Origin of the sequence: uncultured Faecalibaculum sp., assembly GCF_910588395.1 — a bacterium.
Lineage (GTDB): Bacteria > Bacillota_I > Bacilli_A > Erysipelotrichales > Erysipelotrichaceae > Faecalibaculum.
This window is the reverse complement of sequence record NZ_CAJUPA010000002.1, coordinates 16,005-40,011: the sequence shown is the minus strand read 5'-3', so window position 1 is coordinate 40,011 and position 24,007 is coordinate 16,005. Positions and strand designations below refer to the sequence as shown.

Genomic DNA, 24,007 nt, shown 5'->3' with positions numbered 1-24,007 from the left:
TAGCATGCAAAAAGCCGCTGGCTGCCCCGGGGGCGGCACCTTCGGCATTTGTGTCAAAAGGTCTTTCTGTATGCGGTTTACTGCCGGCAAAGACAGACGTGCCTCTCACAGTCCGGCAGCTGCCAGGCCAAGAATCTCCCTGCCGATCTCATCCGGCTGCCCCAGCCCGTATGCCTGTATTCCCACTGTGAGCACGGGCACCGGCGCAAAGAGACCGGACAGTTCCTGCCGGGCCCAGGCCATCTGGGGGCTGAGCAGAATGATGTCCGCCAGGGCGCCTTCATCTTTCATCATCCGGTAGGAGGCAGGCTCCACCAGCACTTCTTCTTCCATCCGCTCCTGCAGCCAGATTTCCAGATTTCTGGCCATGATGCTGGAGGAAAACCCGGATACACAGCACAAATAGACAGTCATAGGCGCCTCCTTTTCCGGTGCAGCCACTCGGGGCGGCTGACAGTCCCGGTGCTTCTATATTATTATAGTATTGATGAGCATGAACCACAGACAACTGGAAGTGCTCCGTCTGCTGCTGCAGGCCCGCCAGCCGGTTCCGGCAGCCCGGCTGGCAGCTGCCATGGAGATATCGGAGCGTTCCATCCGCAGTTACATCCACGAAATCGATCCGGAAGGAACATTCATCCAGTCCACATCCCGGGGATTTGTGCTCGCCGGCCGCGGGAAAGCCCGGGCTCTGCTGCAGGAAGGCGCCTTCATGCCGGAGACACACGAAGAACGGGCGTTCTGGATCATCCGGCGCGTCCTGCTGGACGGCGAGGAGCCGGAGCTGCTGGAGGTCTGCGATCTGCTGGCGGTCAGTGCCTCCACGCTGCGGCAGGATCTGGTGAAAATGAACCGGGCGCATCAGGCCGATGGACTGCGCTTTGGACTGCGCAAAGGGTGCATCACCTGCACAGGAGATGAAGAATCCGTCCGGAAGGTGATTTCCCGGCTGCTGCGGCAGCAGGCCCCCGGCGAATACATCCATCTGGATTTTCTCCGGACTGTCTTCGCTGCCCGGATCGTGGACCGGACCGCCGCAGTGTGGACGCGGCTGCTGGAACAGTGGCAGGCGGATGCCAACGAACTGCGGTTCGTGAATCTGGTGAGTCACACCGTGCTGATTGTCTGCCGCCGCCAGAAGGATCGGTCCGCCTGGCCGCAGACGGAAAAAGGCCGGCAGCTGGCCGGACTGCTGCAGAAAGAATTCGGCATTTCCCTGTCCGTCAGCGATGCTCGGGATCTGGACGAAATGGCGCTGCAGGCAACAGGATGTCAGCAGGTCAGTCCGGAAATCCACGCCTGGTGCGAATCCGTGACGCAGTATCTGGAAGACCGGTATTTCGTGAAAATCAGCCGGTCTTCCTTTCTGCCTCTGTTTGAAGCCCATGCCCAGCAGCTGCTGTACCGCATGAAGAGCCACGCCCAGATTCCCAATCCCATGACGCCGAATATCCGGGCCGCTTCTCCCCTTATTTTCGAGATGGCCGTGGAAGCCGCTGTTTCCTTTTCGGAAACCTTCGGCTGTACCCTGGATGAGAACGAAACAGCATTTTTTGCCCTGCACATCGGCACGCAGCTGGCCTGGCAGCAGGAACAGCCGAAGATCCTGGCGGTGTGTCCCGCCTGGCATGGGCTGAAGCAGCAGTTTCTGGACCGGCTGCAGGCACAGTTCGGTCACCAGGCTTTGATCGAAGAGCACACCCCGCAGGATGTGCCCGAAACCGGTCTGATCGTATCAGCCATGGAACTCCCGGGACGCCATGCCCTGGTGGTATCCCCTTTCCTGAATCCTCAGGATCTGGACCGGATCGCCCGGGCGCTGCATCCGGCTGCCGGAAACAGCCTGATCCAGGGCCTTCTCTCCCTGACTGCTCCGGACCTGTTTTCCACAGGGAACGTCCAGAATGCAGCCACACTGATCGAACAGATGGCAGAAAGACTCGTGGATCACGGATATGCGAAAGAAGATCTGGCCTGTCTGGTACTGGAACGGGAACAGTTTGCTTCCACAGCCTACGGCGGGTTTGCGATCCCGCATCCGCAGAAACCCGCCGCTCTGGTCTCCGCTGCCGCCGTGCACATTGACCCGGCAGGCATGGACTGGAATGGTCAGCGGGTGTATGCGGTGTTTCTTCTCTGTCCCCGGGCAGATGACACGCGGCTGTTTCATACAGTCTATGAACCGCTCATCCGGCTGCTGCAGGATGAATCCTGTCTGCGCTCGCTGACCAGATGCAGCGACTACCGGCAGTTCTGTGCCTGGGTCTGCAGTCTGGAATCCCTCTGAGAAAAGCCGCATCCGGGTATGAAGACGTGATCCGGAAACAGATCCATGCAGGCAAAAGAGCCGCAGTCTCAAGCCGGTGACTGCGGCTCTTTTGTCTGTGTTTCTGTGATTCTGCTCTCAGGCTCCCCGGCAGACACCCGCCGGATGTAAGACTCCGGCAGGCCGGCACACCGGGTCACAGACCGGACCATGGAGTGATTTCAGCGTACGGACAACGATGATCAGCGACAGAACAAAGGTAAGGGCATCGCTGAGCGGCATGGAATACAGCACACCATCCAGCCCGTAAAACCAGGGCAGCAGGGCAAATCCCACGCCGAACCCCAGTTCCCGGACCATGGACAGAAACGTGGAAGCCGCGGCTTTGCCCATGGCCTGCAGAAAGATGAACACGCCTTTGTTCACCGTTGCCAGCGGCAGCAGACACAGATACACACGGAATGCCTTCATGGCAAACTGCACATAATACACGCTCTCGCTGGCTGCCCCGAACAGCGCCATGATCTGAGCCGGGAACACCTGTGCAGCGATCCACGCCAGGGCGCCGGTCACAAATTCAGCCCCCAGGACCAGACAAAAAAACAAGCCGCCCTCAGAGAGAGAAAGGAGGGCAGCTTGTGCATTTATCTGAAATCCGACTGAAGAAAACTGGCGCAGGCCCCGATCAGCCCCGCGTCGTTGCCGAACCGGCAGCGGTCGATCTTCGTGGTTTCATTCAGGTCCAGGGAAAAAGAGGGCGTCAGAGCGGAAACCCGCTGTCTGATCTCCGGAAGCAGATCCTCTCTGCTGCTGATGGCACCGCCAATCAGAATGGTATCCGGCGCCAGCGTGTAGGCCACGTTATAGACCCCCATCGCCACAGAATCCAGAAAATGCGCGATGTGTTTCCGGCATATCGGGTCCTGAGCTGCTGCACGGTCAAAGATTTCCCGGCCATCCAGATCCGTGCCCAGCTCCCGGTTCACCGCTTCTGTCAGCGCCCGCACCGAGCCATGAGCCGACAGAATTTCTTCCTCGGGGCAATCCGTGTGAATGCCATGCACGAACAGAAACCCGAATTCCCCGGCCATGGAGCGGTTCCCCTTCCAGAGCTTTCCGTTCAGGACCAGACCTCCGCCCACACCGGTGCCCAGTGTCATCACAGCCAGCCCCCGGGACCCCTGCCCCGCTCCGAAGACATATTCCGCCAGGGCGGCACAGTTGGCATCGTTTTCCACCGCCACCGGCAGTCCATGCCGGCCACCGATGCGTTCCCGGAGGTTCAGACCATTGAAACCGGCAATGACATTCCCCGCAGCGATCTCGCCGGTTTCATCATCCGCAAACCCCGGACAGCTGAAGGACACCCCCCGGACATCACAGGATTCAATGATCCGGTCAATCTCCGCCAGCACCGTCTGCCCATTTCCACGGTCCGTGGCAAACCGTCCCTTTGTCAGGATGCGGCCGGTTTCATCCACCAGGCCATATTTGACAAGCGTGCCGCCGATATCGAAGCAGAGAACCGGCTTCATTCACTCATCCCCCAGATCGAAGACGCTGTCATCCTCTTCCTGGATATCGCTCTGCAGAGCCGTGCGATCCAGGGCTTTCAGAAACGGCAGCCAGCACACAAAGACAACTGCCAGTTCCACCAGCTGGATCACACCACCCTGCCATGAGTTGGTCGCCAGCATGCCGGACAGGAAAATCGGTGTGGTCCAGGGAACCGTCACTCCGGTGGTCAGCGGGACGAGTCCTGTCGCCATGGCGAAGTACACAATGCACACGTTGATCACCGGCGCCAGGATCCAGGGAATCAGAATCGTCGGATTCAGCACAATGGGCAGACCGAAAATGATGGGCTCGTTGATGTTGAAGCAGGCTGCAGGCAGCGCCAGACGTCCCACCTGCTTCAGCTGCCGGCTCCGGCAGAAAAACGCCAGAATGATCACCGCAGCCAGGGTCATCCCCGAACCGCCGATGCCCACCGTGAAGATTTCAATGAACTGCTTCGTGACGATGTTGGGCAGGGCTTCGCCCGCCTGAAACGCCATCAGGTTTTCCATCGTCAGTGTATTCCAGATCGGATCCAGCACCGAATTCACGATGATCTGCCCATGCAGACCGAAAAACCACAGAATCTGAATCGAGAAAATCGCCAGCAGGGTGGCAATCAGACTGCTGCCAAGACTGGTCAGCGGTGCCTGCACCAGCTCATAGATGAAATCGTGAATATTGCCCCAGGGCGTGAACGTGAAGCCGATCCGCACCGCCAGGAACACCGTCAAGGTGAGACAGGCCGGAATCAGGGCAGAAAAAGACTTGGATACTGCAGGCGGCACAGAAGCCGGCATCTTGATTGTCCAGTTCTTCTTTGTGATCCAGCAGTACAGGAAGGCAGCCAGAAACGCCGCCAGCATGCCCACAAACATGCCTCTGGCACCCAGCCGGTCGATGGCCAGCACGCTGCCCACCATGACAGCCGTTCCATCCTCCAGCACATGCTCCACCTCCATGGGGGTGATCATGATGAACGCCGCCAGAGAGATGGCTGCTCCGAAAATCGGATCGCATTTGCGGTCCTTCGAGAAATAATACCCGATGCCCAGGACGGTGAACACCGTGGCAATGGACATCGTGGCAGTGGAAGCAGGCCCCAGCAGTGCATTCAGCGTTGCGGCTCCCTGCTCCCCGAGAATCTTGTCCAGGAACGGAAAGTTGGCGATGACCAGCGTGATTGATCCGAAAATCGTCAGCGGGAATGCCAGCATGAATGCATCGCGAAGAATCTGGAGTGTTTTGTTCTGCGCGAACTTTTCCCCCAGCTTCATCAGCGGGTCACGGAATTTTGCAAAGCCGGCACTCATCGGTCGCACCTTGCCGCAGTCAGGATACAATGTGTCATACTGTGGATTCCTTTCTTCTGATATAGACATGTACTCTATTTGTCTATACGTTTTGTACAACACAATCTTACCTATGTAAGCGTTTGATTTCATTCATTCTTTTTCCTGCTCCCCGGAAAAACTCTGTCTGTTTTCGGAATCTGTGCCTTGTCAGCTGGCTGGCGTCTGTTTTTCCTCTCCGGCCAATGACTGACAGGACCCGCCATCCGGCTCTGCTGCCTCCGGCCTGGTCGTGCTTCCCGTGCCGGATCTATGCCGGATTCAGTGTGCAGGATGAAATCTGTGAAGAAATCCTGACAGTTCTTCACACGTAATTGCCCACACTTCCCCGTTCGCCTGAATGCAAGCGGTTTCAAACTGTTTGCGCTGGTGGGTATTTGTCTTGTTTTTCTTCAGAAATATCTCAGAATTGGGGTGCAGGTGGGAGAGCAGTGGCAGATTTTTGCAGTATTCGGCTGCTTCTCCCCTGATTTTGGCCTTAAAATCGCCTGTTCACATATTTTTCCATATTTATCACACAATTACTGGTATACCCTGTGTTAAACTCTAAACAAGCAAGGAGCAGAAGACCTTGCCGGTATGATTCAGTCTAGGCTAATTCATACTATTTTCTATCCCCTTAATTTGAAAAGCCAGGCATCCCCTTAGCCTGGCTTTTCATTACATCGAAATCCGCAACGGAACAACCCGAGAACGGGAAGGAGCATGGAACATGGACTGCATATTCTGCGAAATCGCTGCCGGCCGCATTCCGGCCAAAAAAGTGTTTGAGGACGAGGATGTCATCGCCTTTCTGGACGTGAATCCCACTTCCTTCGGTCACACCCTGGTGGTGCCCAAAACCCACGTGAAAAACTTCATGGAGGCCGATGCCGCCATCATCGGAAAGGTGTTCGGCACAGCCAGCGCCCTGGGAAAAATTCTTCAGGAAAAACTTGGTGCCTCCGGCATGAACCTGCTGTCCAATGCAGGAGAGAGTGCAGGACAGAGCGTGGATCATTTTCATGTTCATCTCATTCCTCGGTATGATGACCGGACGAAGGAGGCCCTGACTCTGGAATTCGGTCCGATGGACCTGGATCTGGATCAGGTCCTGGCAAAAATCAGATAAGCACCCGAAACAGGGGGATGACCACTCACGGTCATCCCCCTGTTCTGCTTCTGTTTCTTTCAGCTTGACAGGTCCATCCCCGGGGCAGCCGGCTTATCCTCGACCCAAAATCCGGCTTAACGACTCCAACTCCGGATGAAGCCGCCTCCTTCTCCACAGCCCAGCGTGCCGGAATGACACGGAATACCGTGTCACTCCGGCTGGCCGGGCTGGCTGGGCTGGGTGGTCCAGGAAAGTTCTTCAATGGTGCAGTCGGCCTCAAAAACCCGGCGGACATAGCCGGCAAAATCCCGCTTTTCCTGTTCCTTCCGGGACAGGTACGCCTGCTGACTGCTGATGGCTTTCCGGTTCACGTTCTGCGAATCATTGATGTCCGGCACAAGCACGATTTCATATTCCCCGTTCTCCCGTTCATACATCCACAGAATCCGGTCCCGGACCCCGGGCTTGCTGCCCTGCAGGAACGCGCCGTACACCGGAGACTGATTCTGGACATGCAGATACTGGGAAGCAGCCACTTCACTCTCCCGGATGTAGTCCTCCGGAACTTCAGCCACACTGGCATACCGCTCCGGCAGCCCCTCCACCAGAAAATCTGCCCGGGTGTTCACCGGCTGAAAATGATATTCCGCCGCCATATCCGCATCATACAGGGCTGTCACGGTGATCGTATCCCCGTTGGACAATCCTTCCGCAGGCTCAATGGTGTAGGTCACAGTCTGCATGAATTCCTGAATGCGCTGGTTCAGGTCATCGGTCTTGGAAACTGCACTGACCTGCGCCTGACCGCTTTCTCCGGTATAGACAAACTGGATTCCCAGCATCACATCAATGTTCACCGTCTGCAGGAATCCGAAATATCCCACAAGCATCAGCCCGATACAGCAGGACAGCAGAAAGGCGAAGTATATGAGTTTGTTTTTTACAGCTCCGGTTTTCATGCATCCATGATACCACCAGTTCGTCAGTCCATGTACCGCACCGAATCCCGGGCCTGTCTGACGTACTCCATCAGCGGCGGCCAGCTGCGGGTGGCCAGTTCGGCAGCCGCATCCTGCACCGCGGCCTCCATGATGGCCGGATCCTTTTCAAAATCCCCCAGCACAAAGGCAGGCAGACCCGACTGTCTGGTCCCCAGCAGGTCTCCGGGCCCGCGCAGCTGCAGATCATATTCCGATATCGCAAATCCGTCCTTCAGCTCCTCCAGCTTCTGGAGCCGTTCAATGGCAGACGTGTCCCGGGTATTGGACAGCAGCCAGCAGCGGCCCTGGACCGGTCCTCTGGCACAGCGTCCCCGCAGCTGGTGAATGGTGGACAGACCGAACCGGTGCGCATCATAGATGACCATCATCGTGGCATCCGCCACATCGATTCCCACTTCAATGACAGTGGTGGACACGAGAATGCGGATGGTTCCTTCCTTGAACCGGGTCATGACATCCTCTTTCTGAGCCGCGGTCATCCGGCCATGCAGCAGACCGATCTCCCAGTCCTTTCCCAGCACCTGGGCCATCCCTTCATACAGGGAAGTGACGCCTTTGATATCCAGCTCCAGGTTTTCATCAATTGCCGGCGCCACCACATAGCACTGCCGCCCTTCCCGCAGCCCCTCCAGCACCTGGGACAGTACCGGCTTCATGGATTTCCCCCGGACATACCGGGTATCCACCGGTCTGCGCCCGGCCGGCATCGTGCGGACCGCCGAGAGCGAGATATCACCGTACAGAAAATGCGCATAGGTCCGGGGAATGGGTGTGGCACTCATCATGAGAAAATCCGCACCTTTTCCCTTCTCCAGCAGCTGCCGGCGCTGAGCCACCCCAAACCGCTGCTGCTCATCCGCCACCACCAGACCCAGACTGGCAAACTCCACCGGATCCTGAAACAGGGAATGGGTTCCCACCACCACGGTGATCGCCCCGGTCTTCAGTCCTTCCAGCACTGCCTGCTTTTCTTTTTTCGGCAGAGAAGACACCAGCAGCCGCGCCGGGATTCCGGCGTTTGTCAGGGTTTTCAGATGCTGCCGGGCCAGAATCTCCGTAGGTGCCATCATGGCCGACTGACCGCCGGAGAGTTCACAGGTTTTGATGGCAGCCATGGCCACCACGGTTTTTCCGCATCCCACATCTCCCTGCACCAGCCGGTACATGGCCGTATCCCGGCGCTGGTCGCTCCAGACATCCTGGATTGCCTGCTGCTGATCGGCTGTCAGTTCATAGGGAAACTGCGCCAGAAAGGCTTCCGCCAGATTCTGGTCAAAAATCCGGGGCTGCTTGCGCACACCCAGCGCACTCTCCGACTGCACGGCACACTGGAAACACAGAAACTCTTCGTATTTCAGCGTCCGGATCGCCAGATGCAGCCGCTTTTCATCAGGCGGATGGTGAATCCACCGGTAGCTGGTGTTTTTGTCCAGCAGCCGGTAACGCTGCCGAAGAGCAGGAGGAATCAGATCCGGGAGCTGATCCAGGTGCTCCAGGGCTTTGTCCATGATGGCCGGCATATCCTGGGGCTTCATGCCTTTGATCATGGAATACACCGGGATCAGTCCTTCCTCCGGCGGTTTTCTTCCCGCCTGCAGGGCAGTGACTTTTCCGGCTCCCTGATACGTACCCCGGATGTAAATGGTCTGGCCGAAGGGAAATGCATTGAGCCAGGGCCGGTTGAACACCGTGACCTGAATTTCCTGATTCCAGCTGATCACCGTGAACCGGGTCATGGTGCGGTTGCCTGCCAGACGAATCACAGATGGCCGGCTGGCAATCAGTCCGGCAAATCCCACCATATCTCCTTTCTCCCACTGATCAAAGGGGAGCATCTGGTGGCTTTCATACCGGAATGGATAGGTTTTGAGCAGCTGCTCCAGGGTCGTGATGCCCATTTTCTGAAGCAGCCCGAACCGCCGGGCGGTGAGCTTCAGTTCATTCAGTTCCATGCAGGAACCAGCCCGCCATCATCCAGGCATAGAGGCAGCCTGTCAGACAGAACAGAAGCGCTGCCCCGGCAAAGCCGCCGGAGGCGTACAGAGCGGCGCTGGAGAGCGGATCCCCCTGAAACAGCATGAGGGTGCTCAGGGAAAAGGCATTTACCCCGAAAGCCAGCGTGAACAGCCCCCCCAGCAGCGTGTCCAGCGCCATGCGCACCAGCACAATGAAGCACCAGCCATTGACGAGACTGCGGCACTTCCACAGCCCGGAAAGCAGCTGCCATGGCCGCTGCCGGCAGGCGGCAGCCTGATTCCAGATCACCGTCAGCGGACCGCAGAAAATCAGCACCAGCGCGCAGAGCAGTTCCACCGGAACCAGCACCCAGCTGTGGCTGGCTGCCAGTCCGTAAAACGGGCGCAGAATGCCATAGACCAGCACAAGATAAAAGGCGGCCAGAGCCAGAGACCGCAGCGCACCGGATACAGTCAGCTCCGGTTCCGGAACCTTCGGCGCTTTTCGTCTGCCGGTTTTTGCGGCTGCCGGCTTTGTCTGTTCCCGGTTCCGGCGCCAGGCGGCAGTCATCAGACAGTACAGAGCCACCCCGGCAGCCAGATACCAGACAATGAACAGCGCTCCCTGCCCGACAGCAGGCAGCGGCAGAGCAAAGATGGCATAATAACCCAGTTCATAGACGCCGGAAAGAATGAGCAGCGCCGCTGCCGGCAGCAGTGCTCTTCGGTCGAACAGCGAACGGATGAGTTTCATGAAAACAGCTCCTTTCCGATCCACAGCCCCAGGGACCCCGGGGCATGTCCTACCTCTTCTGTGACCACCACCGGCAGATCCCGGCTGACGCCCATCTGTTCCAGGACAGTCTGGACCACAGGCAGCGGATCCTTGAGCTGGGTAAACTGTCCCAGAGCCAGTACAGCGATCTGATTCATCACCCCGGCATTGCACAGATGCGCGACCATGGAAGCGATGGCGAAGGCGTCGCCGGAGCGGGCTTCCAGAAACAGCACGCGGCCACGGAAATCCGGCCACCAGGGTGTTCCTGCCAGTTTGAGCAGGCACCGGATGTTGCCGCCTGTCACCGTGGATCCGGAAAGATGCCGCAGGGGGAAGGATCCCACAGCCTGCCATTGGGGACGGACGAGCCTCAGGTCCCCGTCCCGGAGAAATGCCTGCAGGACGCTGATGTTCTGCCAGGCGGAAAACAGCAGGGTTTCCTTTCCGGTCGCTGCGGTGAGCGCATTCAGGACCGGTGTCAGATCGCTGTATCCGGCAAAGATGGTACGGCAGGACCTGTACAGATCCAGGTCCAGATAGGGCAGAGCCAGCGTGGAGAGATTGCCGCCGGATACATCAAAGATCCAGTCAAAGTCTCCCTGCTGCATCCAGCTGTTCCAGATGGCAGCCCGCTGCTGCCCGGTACTGGGCTGAGCCAGTATGGGCGAGATATGAAGGTCGCAGAAATCCAGGGCTTCCATCAGATCCGCGGGCCAGGGGGCCGGATCCGACAGTCCCAGCAGGCCGATTTTCAGTCTGCCGGCTGCTTCCGGTTTCTTCTCTGTCTGTTTTGTTGTCATAAAAACATTTTACCATCCGGCGGCATTGCGATTGTCTGCAGCCCCGGGTTTTTCTAAGATGGAGGAAAAGGAGGAATTCTCTTATGACGAAAAAAGTCACCATCACCATGGATGACGGCGATGTCATGAAGGGCGAACTGTACCCCGAAATCGCGCCGAAGACTGTGGAAAACTTTGAAAAACTGGCCAATGACGGCTTTTATGACGGACTGACCTTTCACCGGATCATTCCCGGTTTCATGATTCAGGGCGGTGATCCCGCCGGAAACGGAACAGGTGGGCCCGGATATACAATTCCCGGTGAGTTTTCAGGGAACGGCTTCAAAAATGACCTGAAGCATGAGCGGGGTGTTCTGTCCATGGCCCGGGCGATGGATCCGGACAGCGCCGGCAGTCAGTTCTTTATCATGCATCAGGACGCACCGCATCTGGATGGCCAGTATGCGGCTTTCGGCCGGATCACCCAGGGCATGGATGCGGTGGACAAAATCGCTTCCACACCCACGAACTGGAACGATGCTCCCAAAGAGAAAAAGGTCATCAAGTCCATCCGCGTTACAGAGGAATAAGACGGACTGATGGATGAACAGCGCTGCTGTCCCGTCCAGTCCACTGACCAGTCAGTCGAAGCTGGTTTCTCACCAGCTGAAAGTGCACCATGTCCGGTGCACGAAATAAACCGTCAGAACGGACCCACAGCCCGTACTGACGGTTTTTCGCATCTCTCACCTCTGTCTGCAGGCTGACTGCCAGCATTCGATATCCATCAGCATCAGCCCTGCCAGTCCAGCCTACACACCTGCACGCAGAAGGCGGCGCTCCAGCACCTGCAGCCCTTTCAGCACAAAGGGCATGCACAAGCCGCAGATCACCACCACGCCAGTCTGCAGAGCCGTCAGGGGCACAAGGAACATCAGCCGCCCGAAACAGAGAACCGCAGCCGCAAACCCCAGCGTCATGACAGCCACCAGCACCTGCCGGATCCGGGTCATGGGCTGACACACATAGAACAGCACCCACAGCGCATTCATGCCCGCCATCAGCGTGGCCATGGTGGAAAACTGCCCCTGGGAACCGGGCACAAGCCGGGCCAGGCTCACCATCAGCAGCACATTGAATGCACCGGGAACCGCCCGGGACAGCACATTTTTCAGGAAGTCCCCCGTGACTCTGGCATCATTGGGTTCCAGCGTCAGCACAAAGCTGGGGATCCCCGTGGCCAGAGCGGAAATCACCGAAAGCTGCACCGGCTCAAAGGGATAGACCTTGAAAAACAGCAGCGTCAGCACCGTGAGCCCGAAGGAAAACAGCGTCTTGACCAGAAACAGACTCGCCGTGCGCTGAATGTTGTTGATGACCCGGCGTCCCTGAATCACGATCTGCGGCAGGTCATCAAACTGATTGTTCAGCAGAATCATCGACGCCACCGCCCGGGCCGCCTGGGCTCCCGCACCCATGGCAATGCTGCAGTCCGCGGCTTTCAGCGCCGGCACATCATTCACCCCGTCACCGGTCATGGCCACCACATGTCCCGCCGCCTGCAGCGCCTGGACCATGGCTTTTTTCTGCTCCGGGCGCACCCGGCCGAATATCGAGTGAGACTGCATCAGTTCCGGAATCCGGTCCCCGGGCACATCCTGCATGCTCACCGCCTCACCCGGGATCCCTGCTTCATTGGCAATCGCCTGCACCGTTGCCGGGTCATCACCGGAGATCACCTTCAGGGACACACCCTGCTTCAGGAAGTATTCCACAGTCTGGCCGACCTCCGGCTTCAGGGGATCCTGAAACAGAATCAGAGCCACCACATGCGCATCCAGAACCAGCGCCAGCACCCGCCGCCCGCGGGCTGCCCAGGCCTGCTGCTCACGCAGCACCCGCTCCAGGTCCGGCCCGAATCCTGCTTCCCGGGTATCCGGCGTTATCCCACCCGCCGGATCTTTGGAACTCTCCTGACCGCCGGCGGCATCTTCTGCCTGTACCGCAGCGGGCATGGAATCAGCCAGAATGCTTGTCAGCGCCCCGATGCGCCAGGTCCCCTGGGCTGTCACCACCCGGGAATACTTCGTCGCGGAGGTAAAAGGGGTCATGGACTGCACCTGGAAGGATTCCGGAATCACATCCCGGCACCCCGCCCGGATTGCCTCTGCCGTGGCATTGGAATCCGGCAGCTGCGCATAAAGCCCCGCCAGGATCCGCCGGACCTTCATCTGATCCCACCCGGGTTCCGGGATCACTCCTGTCATCGTCATTTTTCCCTGCGTCAGCGTCCCGGTCTTGTCCAGACACAGAACATCCGTCCGCGCCAGCGTCTCCGAACAGTACAGCTGCTGCACCAGCACCTGCTGGCGCGCCAGCTTGACACTGGCCACCGCCAGGGCAATGGAAGTCAGCACCACCAGCCCCTCGGGAATCATGCCGATCAGCGCCGCAGCCATGGAATTGATGGCCTGTTTCACCGGCACATGACTGATAAACACACTCCGTGCGAACAGCAGCAGACCGCAGGGCACAATGGCCAGCGTGCAGAAGCGCACAATGGTATCAATCGCCTGCCGCAGCGGACTGCTGAACGTCTTGTGCCCCCGGGCCTCCTGCATCATGCGCCCCGCTGCGGTTTCCTGACCGGTTTTCACAGCCTTCACAGACAGCCGGCCGGAAATCACCGTGGTCCCCGCATACAGCTGATCCCCGGGCTGCCGCAGCACTTCTTCGCTTTCCCCCGTGCGCTGGCTCTCATCCACTTCCCCGACACCCGCCACAATGCGGCCATCACAGGGAACCTGATCCCCCTGTACCAGCACCAGAACCATACCCGGCTGCAGGTCATCCCGCCGGATCCGGCTGCCGTTTTCCAGCGTGTAGACATCCTGATGCAGCAGTGCCAGCCGGTCCAGAGTCTTGCGCGCCCGGATCTCCTGCACCATGCCAATCAGCCAGTTGGTCAGCACTGTCCCCGTGAAAAAGAGATTCTGCCAGGACCCGGTCCAGGCAATGAGCAGCGCCAGAACCAGGTTCACCCCATTGAACAGCGTGAATGTCTGACGCAGGAATATATCACGACAGGAATGTTTCATCCGGTACCGCCTTTCCAGTCACAGGCCGCCATCCCAAACCCCCTCCCGGACCGCGCCAGATCCGGCAGGGCAGCCGGCTCACCTGGCTCAGCCGCGGCAGTGTGCTTTATGCCGCCTCCCTGAGCACCTTGTCCAGATCCAGAGACAGGATCCGGTCCACCACCACGCCTTCATCCCGGTAAGCCGAAGCCGCGCTCTCAAAATTCGCATACAGCCTGGAACCGGACAGAGACACCGAAATCTGCTCCAGCCGCGGCGGCAGCGTCACCACCGCCGATGCCTTGTCCAGATCCTTCATGTCTTTGGGAAACACACTCAGCGTGGAAGCCAGATTCGGTCCATCGGAAGCCGCCGTCAGAATATGATCGTCCACCACGGCGATCCCCTGCAGATTGGCACCGAATTTCCGGGACGCCCCCGGATGGATCTTCTCCTCTCCCCCATGCAGCCCCTTGTCATCCACCTCATACCAGCGAATGTGCACATCTCCGGTCTTCTCGAAGGACCCCGCCACCAGATAGTCACCATCCATGCACAGACAGGAATCCACCGGCAGGCCCTCCAGCTCGAAAGTCCTGTCCCAGGCAACCGCTTTCTGCTCCGTCGCCGTATCCAGCACCTCTGCAGGAATGGCACTGGCCGTGGCCTTGCCATGTTCATGCGTCGCCACCCAGATCACATTCCGGTTCCGATCCCAGGCAATGCTGCCGGTATGGGGCATTCCCTCCAGAACCACCGTCCTCACATAGTCATGCGTCTGTTTGTCCAGCACCCAGATCACCGAATGATGGATGTGATCATGACAGTACGCCGAAATCAGAAGGTACTTGTCCGTCTCCGTGATCCCCTGCGGTGTCATCGTCCTGCAGGACGCCGGCTTCCCCGACAGATTCAGCGAAGCGCTTCTGTTCAGCCCCGGAATCACATACGTCCCTTCCTCCGCCTCCGATTTATACGGATCCAGCGCCAGCTTTTTCACCGCTGGATACGATGCAAGCGCCTGACCCATTTCCTGCACCGTCCTGTACATCTCCGGCGCAGTATCCGTCTTCACTTCTTTTCCCTGCACCGGCATCACCCCCAGTGCCAGAGCCAGCACCATGGCCCCTGTCATCGCCAGCTTTCCTGTTTTCATCTGCCGTCCTCCTGCCTGCGTTATGCGCCATCCGGCAGCAGGCTCTCTGTGTCATCTTATCGTCATCCCGGGCTTTTTTCGACCATGGTGAATTCCCCTGCCGATGTCTGCCGGAGCACCCGGCCACACACAGCAAAAACCACAGATCACTCCGCGGCATGGGCCTTTCATCCGACTTCCAGATCTGCGGCCACGGTGATTTTCCGGTTGGCCGGATCGGATGGGACCACGGCCACGCTCACCTGTCCCCAGCGTTCTGCCAGCATGGAATCATCCGTGACCTGCGCCCCTTCCTGCAGGGCTCTGGCATGGCACTCCCGGATCAGGGCGGTATCAAAAGCCTGGGGAGTCTGGGCAGCCCAGAGCAGCGTTCTGTCCGGGGTTCCGGCAATCCGACCCTGGCGGACTTCCTTGATGGTATCCGTGACCGGGACCGCCAGCAGCGCCGCTTTTTCCGTGACCATGACCTGCTTCAGCTTTTCCAGTTCCCGGTTCTGCAGCCAGGGTCTGGCACCATCATGGATGAATACCACCGGTTCCGTGACATGATCCAGTGCCAGCCGCACACTCTCCTGCCGGGTATCGCCCCCGGCGACCACCTGACAGCGCAGATCCGGTGCCAGCCGCCGCAGATCCTCCAGCTCACCGGGCTGCCCGGTGATGATGATCTGGCGGCAGGCTTCGTCCGCCAGAAACGGCCGCAGCGCTTCTTCCAGCACTGTTTTTCCCCCGGGAAGGCGGTAAAACATTTTGTTGTAGGCAAGACCCGTGCGGGTTCCCTGTCCCGCTGCCAGCACCAGGGCGCTATAGCTGGGGATACTGTTCATGGAAAAACACCGCCAGACCGTCGTGGTCGCAGTCCAGGTCCGTCACAAAATCAGCACAGGCTTTCGTATCCGGGGTGCCGTTGGCCAGGCACACCCCGATGCCCGCAGTCTGCAGCATCTCGTTGTCATTGGTGGTATCGCCGCAGGCCATAACCTGGGACAGGGAAATGCCCAGATCCGCGGCAATCTGCGGCAGGGGCACGGCTTTGGAAATCTCCGGATGTGCGAACTCCAGCAGCGTCGCCTGGGTCCGGAATCCTTTGATGCCTTCGATGGGATGGGCGGCGATATATGCCTCCATGCGGGCAGTTTCTTCTTCGTTCTGCGTCCGCAGCATGATTTTCGCATTGTCCTGACAAATCTGATCCAGACTGGCTTTCACCGGTGTCTTGCCGGATTTCAGGGCAGAGGTGCGGATCACCTCGGTGATGTCTTCTGCCAGGATCCGGTCTCCCTGATAGACAAAGGGAATAAAGTCGAATCCCTGCCGGCGCATCACATCCACGGCCATGCGCAGCTGGTCTCCGCGCAGGGTATGGGTCAGCGTCTGTGTCCCGGTGATGCGGTTGACCACTTCGCAGCCATTGAGTCCCACCAGGATGTCAAAGTCGAAGGGAAGATTCCATTTCCGGATATGAAAGGAAATGTCATCCACCGGACGCCCGGAGGCGATGCCCGTCCAGACGCCTTTGTCATGGAGCTTCATGAACAGCTCCCTGACCGCCGGGGTCATGTCCCAGCTGGAGTTCACGATTGTTCCGTCTATGTCGCACAGAACCAGTTTCGGCAATTGTTTCATGACATCAGTATACCGCCCGAGGCTCAGCAGAAAACCCTTTCAGAAAGCAGAAATGCCATGCAGTGCGGGAGACAGCATTTGTTTACTATGAACGAATACACTTTTTCCCGAGAAAAAGTGCGAAATTTTACACTTTTTCCGAAGAATTTGTGTAAATCCGCCAGCCTGAGCCCCTCCCCTCCTTCAGCTTCAAAGCACTGGACCTTCCTCTCTGATCCAGGCCCCGGCAGCCATCGGCATGCTGCATACAAACAGCGCCTGTCCATGCATCCAGTGGACAGGCGTTTTCCGGTTACTGCGGATCCTGGTGCCCGGAAGGCTGACGGAGAGCTTTCGCTTTGGCTGCAACCTCCCGGAGTTCTTCGTCGGAGAGCTGATCCATATGCTCCAGCTGGTTTACGAAAGCGCCCACAGAGTGTCCCTGGAAGCCCTGGAACTTTTCGTAGAACCAGGATGTGATGGCGCCGGTGAGGAAGGTGATCACCAGATCCCCGTAGAGCCCCAGGATCCCCGCCACAATGCGGGCAGGCAGGGTTGTCACGGTGAAATCCCCGAAGCCGATGGTGGTCACGAGAATGAACCCGAACCAGAAGCCGTCACCCAGGGTGGTGATGGCCGGATCCAGGATCCAGAGCAGAGTGCAGGCGATGACATACCAGAGCAGGAACACAAACAGAAACTTCTTCAGATGCAGGCGTTCCAGGATCAGCCAGAACAGCTGGAATCCCCGGATCATTTCCCCACCTTCTTTCTGGCTGCCCGGGTACGGGCGGCAATTTCCTTCTTTTCCTGAGCGGTCAGCTCCGGAGCCCGGATCAGCTTGCTGTAGAACTGATTCAGAGAATCATCTTTCTGCGTCTGCACCCGCTGCAGATAATAGGAAGTCATGACGCCGGGGATGAACGCGAACATGAGAATGCCTCCCAGGCCCAGCAGCACCACCAGGATCCTGGCCAGGGGTGTGGTGACGGTATAGTCTCCCAGGCCAATGGTGGTGATCACATTCAGGCCGAACCACAGTGCATCGCCGAAGCTTTCCACCGCCGGATCGGCGAGCTGAATGAGAAAACAGAACAGAACATAGAATATGGCAAATCCAGTCAGAAACCGGCTCATCCCGGTTTTCCGGATCATGGTCCGGATCACTTGAAATTCTTTCATGACTCCATGATAAGCCAGTCCGGACGCCGGGGGCTGCTGCGGGCATTCTTTTGCATCAGACAGAGGCAGACCCAGGACGGATTCAGCGTATAATGAAACACATGGAAACAAAGAAGGATCAGATGCCGGCACAAAAGCCGGTCCTGTTTGTCTACAATCCGCATTCCGGATCCAGCCGGATCCTGGATTCGCTCAACGATCTGATTTCTCTGGCTGTGGCAGCGGGCAGGCGCGTAGAGGTGCATCCCACACAGCGGTCCCGGGATGCCACGGAAAAAATCCGCCGGGATCACCGGTTCTATGAACGGATCATTGCAGCGGGCGGAGACGGCCTGTTTCATGAAGTGGCCAACGGCCTGAAGGACACGGATCTGCCTGTGGGCTATGTCCCTGTAGGCACGGTCAATGACTTTGCCAGCACCCATGGCCTCTCCCAGGATCCGCTGCAGGCGATGAAAACCGCCCTGGAGCAAAGTCCCCGGCAGGTGGACGCCGGCAGTTTCAACGGCGAAGTCTTCACCTATGTCGCCGCAGCGGGAATCGGGACCCAGGCTGCCTGGGATACACCCCAGGACCAGAAAAAGCGGTTCGGCACGCTGGCCTATGTCGCCGCGGCGATCCAGTCCATTGACTTTGCCCACTGGGAGAACAACTCGGTGAAGATGACAATCACCGATAAAGACCGGACCGTAACCGGCGATTTCACCTTTGTCATGGTGTGCAATTCCCTCTCTGTGGGCGGATCGGATATTCTGGTCCCGGATGAAACCGATCTGAATGACGGGCTGCTGGAATATCTGTGCATCCGCCGGCCCATGAATCTGACGGAACTGAATCAGATTCTGCGGGCGCTGGCCAGCCGGGATTTCTCTTCTCCTTTCTTTGAATGGGGACAGACCGATCACCTGGAGATCGACAGCGATCCCGCGATCTGGACGCTGGACGGTGAATACGGCGGCGAGATCAGTCATGCGGATATCCGGTGCCTGCCGGGGTTTCTCCGGCTGGTCCGGGAACCCGGCCTGTGATGCAGCAGGCCATGACAGCCATGAACAAAGAAGAATGACAGAGGAACGATATATGGAAGAACGCACATTTCTGGATCTGACACCCCGTCAGATCCGGCTGCTGGAACTGGTGTCCAGTGTCAGCGAACAGGCAGGGGGCCGCACCAGGGAGCTGATGAAAGATCCGGCTGTTCTGGAACAGTGGACAGACATACCCGATCCGGCGGATATGCAGGGCATCGATCTGGAAAACAGCGGGCAGCTGGAGAGTACCCGGAACTGGTATGTGGAAACCCGGCTGCCGGGTCTCATCAAATCCATCTACATGCTGCAGGAACTGGAAGAAGCCGGGATTGCCCCGGAGGTCTGCCGGCAGTGGTTCCAGCAGGCGCTGTGCTCCTGGAGTCCTTCCTTTCTGGACTTCCCGTTTTCCCGTTTCTGGGATGCCTACGAAAGCCGGATCCGGGAAACGGAAGACGAACTGAGCTGGATCGATTCCGTGCTGGAAACCATTCTCCTGCTGCAGAACGAAACCTGGGGACGGCTGCGGGCCCTGCCGGAAAGCCCCTATGTGCTGGTGATCGCAGCGGACTACGATCCGGACATGGGCCGGTGGTTCGCGGATGTGGAAGCGGCGATCCCCCTGTCCCGGATGGCCCTGCGCCAGCTGGCGTTTGTGGCAACGAAATACTGTGAGGAGCATGACCTGCCGCCGATGGATGAAGAAGGCAGCGTGTTTGTGATCGGGTTCCGGGAAGACGGAACGGAGCTGGTGCCGGAAATCCAGTCCGCCGCCGAACTGCCGGGGCTCATGGAAGAGCTGATGCGCATCGTGAGGCCGGAGCTTTGATCAGCGGACTTTGCGGCGGATTTCTCTGGGCGCTGGATACAGTGATACTCTCCCTGGTCCTGGCGCCCTTTTCCATGTCCTTTGCAGCCCCGCTGGCTGCCACGGCGTTCCATGATCTGGGCAGTGCCCTGTGGCTGGCGGTGCTGACCACCCTGCGCCGGCGCTGGCCGGCTGTCCTGCGGGCTGTGAAGCACCGGGATGGCCGCCGGATCATGACAGCAGCCCTGCTGGGAGGACCCGTGGGGATGGCCGGATATGTCATGGCAATCCGGTATCTGGGACCGGGACTGGCGGCTTCCGTTTCTTCTCTGTATCCTGCACTGGGGCTGCTGGCGGGGGCGCTGATGTTTCATGAACCCATCACCCGCCGGCAGATAACAGGCATGATCCTGTCACTTGGCTGTCTGATGCTGCTGTCCGGAGGCGCTGTGCAGGGATCCGGATTCTGGCCGGGTCTTGGCTTCGGACTGCTGGCAGCCACCGGCTGGGCCTGCGAAGGGCTGCTGGTGCAGAAAGCGGATTCCGTGGACAATGATGTGGCCCTGCTGCTGCGTCAGTCGGTTTCCGGCACGGTGTTCTGGCTGGCGGTGCTGCCGCTGTTTCACGGCTTTGGGGATGCGCAGGCCATGAGCGGCAGCCTGGGGCTGCTGGCAGCAGCCAGTCTGGCGGGAACCGCCAGCTACCTGTGCTATTATCTGGCCATTCACCGGCTCGGGGCTGCCAGAGCCATGCCGCTGAACATCACCTTCTGCGCCTGGGCACCGGTACTGGCCTGGCTGTTTCAGGGGACACCGGTTACCCTGTGGCAGGCCATGCTCTGCGCCGGCGTGATCCTGGGCGGCATGCTTTGCACCCTGTAACCAGAGTGGCAGCCAGTGGTGTGTTTTCCCTCACATTCCGGTAGAATATTACTCTGTGCACGGCAGAATTCAGAGTAGAATGTGATTGCCTGTTCAGGCAGACGCGATCTGCTGCCGGCGTGGAAGAAAAGGGGAGTTGATCATCTGTGAAGAACGTGAAACCGGCCCGGAGCCGGCGTATGAGTTATACCTATCTGTGGGTGGGCATTGCGCTGGCCACCGTGGCTGTGTTCGCCATTTTTCAGAGCGTGCTGGCGGCCGGGTACTACAGCACGCAGGCAGCCCGGCATGAAGCGCTGGCGGAAGCTGTCAGTGCCAGAAAGGACCTGGAAAGACGGCTCTCTCAGGAAACCAACAGCCGGAATCTGGATCAGGGAGACTATGACACCTTCATGGCCATGGTGGCCGCAGACAACGCAGCCGCCTATCAGGACCTGGAACAGTACAACAATGAACAGACGGAGATTCCGGATGACGTGGCGGCCCGGGTGGAGCAGACCCATCCGGAAACAGACGGCGTCCGCTTTCTGGATCTCTGGGATGACCAGAGCATTCCTTCGGACTATATGACCTTCCTGTCCCGGGATGACCAGCGTCAGGAAATCGTCTCCCGGCTGCACGAGCTGGATGGCAATACGCCGCAGCCCGGGGCGCTGAGCGAATCCCTGGAAACCGTTCCGCATCTGCTGCAGTGGGATGCCCGCTGGGCGTATCTGCCCTACGGCACCAGCAACATGCTCTTTGCAGGCTGTGCGCCCACCTGCCTGTCCATGGTGTTCTCTTATCTTAATCAGGATCCCGCCATCACCCCTTATGCGGTGGCTCAGTTCTCCGAACAGGCCGGGGACTATGTGGATGGCATCGGAACGGCGCATTCTCTGCTGGGAGACGCGGCGAACAACTGGGGCATTCAGTTCGAATCCATCGCCCCCACCCGGGAGATGATGGAAGCCGCCCTGAATGCCGGAGACATTCTGGTTCTGTCCATGAATCCCGGCGACTTCACCCGGGTGGGACATTTCATCGTGGTCACGGGCATGGAAAACGGACAGTTCCAGGTGCTGGACCCCAACTCGGACAAAAACACCCGCCTCTGGGATGCTCAGACAGTGGCCGATCAGTGCGGGTATGCCTGGGCTTACTGGCGCGACCAGGTCGGCCAGTAACCGTGAAGGATGAGCCGTCACGGTTACACGCCGCTCTGGTGAAACAGTGGCGTGTGACAAACAGAGTCCACCCCGGTGTTCCCGGATTAAACGAAATCAGGCCTGCAGCGCATTCACGCCGCAGGCTTTTTTCGTATCCGCTGATGCAGCTAGTGACGCTGGTCCTGCTGCTTCCAGTATTCTTCCCGCTGCCGGCTGGAAAGCCCCTCCACAAACTGCCGCTTGAGATCGATGAACTCCCGGATCGTCATCAGAATATGGTAGAGAATGGCCCGGTGCTCAAATTCCTGTCTGGTCGCCGGCAGCTGTTCGTGACGCAGATGCCCCAGCAGATCCTTCAGCCTGTCCTCCTGGGCCTTCGGTTCATTGGTTTCCTGCACATACCCCGCCAGATAGCGGATGAACCCGGCGATGGTCCGGGTCTGGGCCGGGGGAACCTGATAGCTGGCCAGTTCCCATTCCAGATTTTTCAGCACTTCCACCTGCTTGATGCGCATGTCAAAGTATTCCGCAAAATAATCCGCATGGGAGGCATAGGAATTCTCCAGATAATCCGCTGCCAGGGCGCGGTCTTCCTGCAGCTGCTTTTCATAGTCCGTCAAAGCCGGCAGACCGCCGGTTCCCAGTTCCAGAGCATTCGCCAGCTCATACAGCCATGTTGCCAAGATCCCGTCATCCCGCTTCATCCGGCGCCGCAGCTGCCCCCGGGCATTCTTCCCGGAATACATCTGCCCGCACAGCAGCGCGATGATGACGCCCGTCAGCACCATCAGAAATTCGTCCAGCACAAACCCGGGGGAGAAATGCGGCATGGTCACCAGATGAGAACAGATGACCCCGTTGACCGCCAGCACCGGAAGAATGTTCAGCTTTTCGCAGATCCCGTACAACAGCATCACCGAAAGCCCGAAACAGACCACCGGCCAGGGAATCACCAGTCTGGCAAGGGCTGTGATCGCTGCGGTGATGAAAAACGTGATGAGGCGCCACAGACTCTGGCGCAGGGATTCCTTCTTGCTGGTGAGCAGGGTGATCAGCGTAATGGTTCCCGCGGAGTAGCTGTTGGAGAGATTCAGTGCCCGGGCAATGCCCACTGCCAGAATCACCCCGGCTCCCAGCCGGACCATATCCAGCAGCACCCGTCTGGTGTGATGTGTCAGTGTCATGACTTCATTCTACCTGCATGGCGGTCAAAGCTGTTTTCTGCTGATCCGGTTGCCTGCGCCGGCTTTCTGTTCTACGCTCAGACTGATTCAAACAAACAGAAAGGAACCTGACATGAAACTCGAACTGTTCGGAACCCTGGGTCCCGCCTGTCACGATACCCGGACACTGCAGGCCATGATTGAAACCGGCATGACCGGCATCCGGCTGAATCTCTCCCACGGTTCACTGAAAGAGCGTGCGGACTGGATTGACTCTCTGCATCAGGCACAGACAGCCGCGGGCAGACCGGTGGACCTGCTCATTGACCTGAAAGGCCGGGAACTGCGGACTGGCGATATGCCGGCCATGACACTGGAAACCGGCAGCACAGTTGTCCTGGGAACCGCCATTCCCCTGGATTGGCGTATCACCAGACGGATCAAACCCGGCATGCGCATTCTCCTGGATGACGGGGCAATCATTCTGCAAGCCCGTACCCTGCTTCCCGGAAGCGGCTGGACCTGTGAAGTCCTCCAGGGCGGTCTGCTGGAAAGCCGGAAAAGCCTGTCTCTGGAGAATCTGGATCAGCAGGACAGTCCCCTGTGCCCCGAAGATATGGACAATCTGGATGCTGCAGCCGCCTGCGGCGTCACTGCGCTGATGGTCCCCTTTGTGCAGTCCGGTCAGGACCTGAGGGCTGTCCGGCAGGAGCTGGAAAAACGGAAGCTGAACCTGAAACTCTATGCGAAAATCGAAAACGAACAGGGGTGCCGGAACCTGGAAGAAATCATGCCGCTGGCGGATGTGATTGTCATTGCCCGCGGGGATCTGGGCCAGAACCTGGGTCTGATCAGACTGCCTGCCGCGCAGCTGGATCTGGAAACCCGCTGCCGGAAAGCCGGAAAACCCTACATGGTGGTCACCCAGCTCCTGGCTTCCATGACCGAATCCCCGGTCTGCACCCGGGCTGAAGCCAACGATGTGTTCCGGGCAGCCCTGGAAGGTGCCTGGTCGCTGATGCTCACCAACGAAACCGCTGCCGGGCGCTGGCCTGTGAAAGCCATGGAAACCCTCTGCGCTCTGGCCCGCCAGGCTGAAGAATACCGGCAGCATCACCGTTTATAAAACAGAAACAACCCGGGATCTGCGCTGACCGCCTGTCAGCCGGATCCCGGGT

Annotated in this window: 23 protein-coding genes; 8 read left to right on the top strand and 15 right to left on the bottom strand. The window is 58.7% G+C overall.

Going from position 1 to position 24,007, the window contains the following annotated elements:
* Window positions 1-105 precede the first annotated feature (105 nt).
* The gene (locus tag QZ305_RS00815) at window positions 106-414 is read right to left on the bottom strand and encodes a PTS sugar transporter subunit IIB (RefSeq protein ID WP_294729597.1); all 309 of its coding nucleotides are present in this window, start codon (window positions 412-414) and stop codon (window positions 106-108) included.
* A 79-nt stretch (window positions 415-493) separates the two neighbouring features.
* Between QZ305_RS00815 and QZ305_RS00810 the strand changes: the two genes are divergently transcribed.
* Window positions 494-2,287, top strand: coding sequence for a PTS sugar transporter subunit IIA (locus QZ305_RS00810; protein WP_294729596.1), 1,794 nt, complete (start codon window positions 494-496; stop codon window positions 2,285-2,287).
* Window positions 2,288-2,404: 117 nt separating this feature from the next.
* Here QZ305_RS00810 and QZ305_RS00805 read toward each other — a convergent pair whose 3' ends face one another.
* Genes QZ305_RS00805 through celB form a run of 3 tightly spaced genes read right to left on the bottom strand, consistent with a single transcriptional unit; the run spans window position 2,405 to window position 5,136 of the window.
* Complete coding sequence (locus tag QZ305_RS00805) at window positions 2,405-2,872, bottom strand: hypothetical protein (RefSeq protein WP_294729595.1); 468 nt, start codon at window positions 2,870-2,872, stop codon at window positions 2,405-2,407.
* A gap of 38 nt (window positions 2,873-2,910) precedes the next feature.
* Window positions 2,911-3,801 carry an ROK family protein gene (locus QZ305_RS00800; protein ID WP_294729594.1) on the bottom strand — a complete coding sequence of 297 codons (891 nt, stop codon included), beginning with the start codon at window positions 3,799-3,801 and terminating at the stop codon, window positions 2,911-2,913.
* Window positions 3,802-5,136 (bottom strand): PTS cellobiose transporter subunit IIC, encoded by a 1,335-nt coding sequence (gene celB, locus QZ305_RS00795; protein WP_294729593.1) that lies wholly within the window; start codon window positions 5,134-5,136, stop codon window positions 3,802-3,804.
* Window positions 5,137-5,887: 751 nt separating this feature from the next.
* Here celB and QZ305_RS00790 point away from each other — a divergent pair.
* The gene (locus tag QZ305_RS00790; RefSeq protein WP_294729592.1) at window positions 5,888-6,286 is read left to right on the top strand and encodes an HIT family protein; all 399 of its coding nucleotides are present in this window, start codon (window positions 5,888-5,890) and stop codon (window positions 6,284-6,286) included.
* A 191-nt stretch (window positions 6,287-6,477) separates the two neighbouring features.
* On the opposite strand, the gene QZ305_RS00785 is transcribed toward QZ305_RS00790, so the two are convergent.
* Genes QZ305_RS00785 through QZ305_RS00770 form a run of 4 tightly spaced genes read right to left on the bottom strand, consistent with a single transcriptional unit; the run spans window position 6,478 to window position 10,802 of the window.
* Complete coding sequence (locus QZ305_RS00785) at window positions 6,478-7,227, bottom strand: hypothetical protein (RefSeq protein ID WP_294729591.1); 750 nt, start codon at window positions 7,225-7,227, stop codon at window positions 6,478-6,480.
* Between the two features lie 23 nt (window positions 7,228-7,250).
* Entirely contained in the window at window positions 7,251-9,221 is a 1,971-nt protein-coding gene (locus QZ305_RS00780; protein ID WP_294729590.1) for an ATP-dependent DNA helicase RecG, read from the bottom strand.
* Window positions 9,208-9,978, bottom strand: coding sequence for a hypothetical protein (locus QZ305_RS00775; protein ID WP_294729589.1), 771 nt, complete (start codon window positions 9,976-9,978; stop codon window positions 9,208-9,210). Before QZ305_RS00775 ends, QZ305_RS00780 begins: the two co-directional genes overlap by 14 nt.
* Window positions 9,975-10,802, bottom strand: a complete 828-nt coding sequence (locus tag QZ305_RS00770) for an LD-carboxypeptidase (protein WP_294729588.1) — start codon at window positions 10,800-10,802, stop codon at window positions 9,975-9,977. Before QZ305_RS00770 ends, QZ305_RS00775 begins: the two co-directional genes overlap by 4 nt.
* A gap of 83 nt (window positions 10,803-10,885) precedes the next feature.
* On the opposite strand from QZ305_RS00770, the gene QZ305_RS00765 reads away from it, so the two are divergent.
* On the top strand, window positions 10,886-11,371 hold the full coding sequence (locus tag QZ305_RS00765; RefSeq protein WP_294729587.1) for a peptidylprolyl isomerase: 486 nt from the start codon (window positions 10,886-10,888) through the stop codon (window positions 11,369-11,371).
* Window positions 11,372-11,593: 222 nt separating this feature from the next.
* On the opposite strand, the gene QZ305_RS00760 is transcribed toward QZ305_RS00765, so the two are convergent.
* From QZ305_RS00760 to QZ305_RS00735, 6 genes are all read right to left on the bottom strand, one after another.
* A complete protein-coding gene (locus tag QZ305_RS00760) occupies window positions 11,594-13,879 on the bottom strand; it encodes an HAD-IC family P-type ATPase (protein WP_294729586.1) in 2,286 nt (761 codons plus the stop codon).
* Between the two features lie 106 nt (window positions 13,880-13,985).
* Window positions 13,986-15,014, bottom strand: a complete 1,029-nt coding sequence (locus tag QZ305_RS00755) for a hypothetical protein (protein WP_294729585.1) — start codon at window positions 15,012-15,014, stop codon at window positions 13,986-13,988.
* Between the two features lie 167 nt (window positions 15,015-15,181).
* Window positions 15,182-15,841, bottom strand: a complete 660-nt coding sequence (gene ispD, locus QZ305_RS00750; RefSeq protein WP_294729584.1) for a 2-C-methyl-D-erythritol 4-phosphate cytidylyltransferase — start codon at window positions 15,839-15,841, stop codon at window positions 15,182-15,184.
* Entirely contained in the window at window positions 15,819-16,640 is an 822-nt protein-coding gene (locus QZ305_RS00745) for an HAD hydrolase family protein (RefSeq protein ID WP_294729583.1), read from the bottom strand. The genes ispD and QZ305_RS00745 overlap by 23 nt, the downstream gene beginning before the upstream one ends.
* Window positions 16,641-16,932: 292 nt before the next feature.
* Complete coding sequence (locus QZ305_RS00740) at window positions 16,933-17,376, bottom strand: potassium channel family protein (protein WP_294729582.1); 444 nt, start codon at window positions 17,374-17,376, stop codon at window positions 16,933-16,935.
* Window positions 17,373-17,801 (bottom strand): potassium channel family protein, encoded by a 429-nt coding sequence (locus tag QZ305_RS00735; protein ID WP_294729581.1) that lies wholly within the window; start codon window positions 17,799-17,801, stop codon window positions 17,373-17,375. The genes QZ305_RS00740 and QZ305_RS00735 overlap by 4 nt, the downstream gene beginning before the upstream one ends.
* A 101-nt stretch (window positions 17,802-17,902) precedes the next feature.
* Between QZ305_RS00735 and QZ305_RS00730 the strand changes: the two genes are divergently transcribed.
* The 4 genes from QZ305_RS00730 to QZ305_RS00715 all read left to right on the top strand — a co-directional run bounded on the left by QZ305_RS00730 (window position 17,903) and on the right by QZ305_RS00715 (window position 21,684).
* The gene (locus tag QZ305_RS00730) at window positions 17,903-18,829 is read left to right on the top strand and encodes a diacylglycerol kinase family protein (protein ID WP_294729580.1); all 927 of its coding nucleotides are present in this window, start codon (window positions 17,903-17,905) and stop codon (window positions 18,827-18,829) included.
* Between the two features lie 52 nt (window positions 18,830-18,881).
* Window positions 18,882-19,658: a hypothetical protein gene (locus tag QZ305_RS00725; protein ID WP_294729579.1), complete on the top strand. Its 777-nt coding sequence runs from the start codon at window positions 18,882-18,884 to the stop codon at window positions 19,656-19,658.
* Window positions 19,655-20,518, top strand: a complete 864-nt coding sequence (locus QZ305_RS00720; protein ID WP_294729578.1) for a DMT family transporter — start codon at window positions 19,655-19,657, stop codon at window positions 20,516-20,518. Before QZ305_RS00725 ends, QZ305_RS00720 begins: the two co-directional genes overlap by 4 nt.
* A 179-nt stretch (window positions 20,519-20,697) precedes the next feature.
* A complete protein-coding gene (locus QZ305_RS00715; protein WP_294729577.1) occupies window positions 20,698-21,684 on the top strand; it encodes a C39 family peptidase in 987 nt (328 codons plus the stop codon).
* 149 nt (window positions 21,685-21,833) lie between these two features.
* On the opposite strand, the gene QZ305_RS00710 is transcribed toward QZ305_RS00715, so the two are convergent.
* Window positions 21,834-22,850 (bottom strand): aromatic acid exporter family protein, encoded by a 1,017-nt coding sequence (locus QZ305_RS00710; protein ID WP_294729576.1) that lies wholly within the window; start codon window positions 22,848-22,850, stop codon window positions 21,834-21,836.
* A 112-nt stretch (window positions 22,851-22,962) separates the two neighbouring features.
* On the opposite strand from QZ305_RS00710, the gene QZ305_RS00705 reads away from it, so the two are divergent.
* Window positions 22,963-23,955: a pyruvate kinase gene (locus QZ305_RS00705; protein WP_294729575.1), complete on the top strand. Its 993-nt coding sequence runs from the start codon at window positions 22,963-22,965 to the stop codon at window positions 23,953-23,955.
* The last annotated feature ends 52 nt before the right edge of the window (window positions 23,956-24,007 follow it).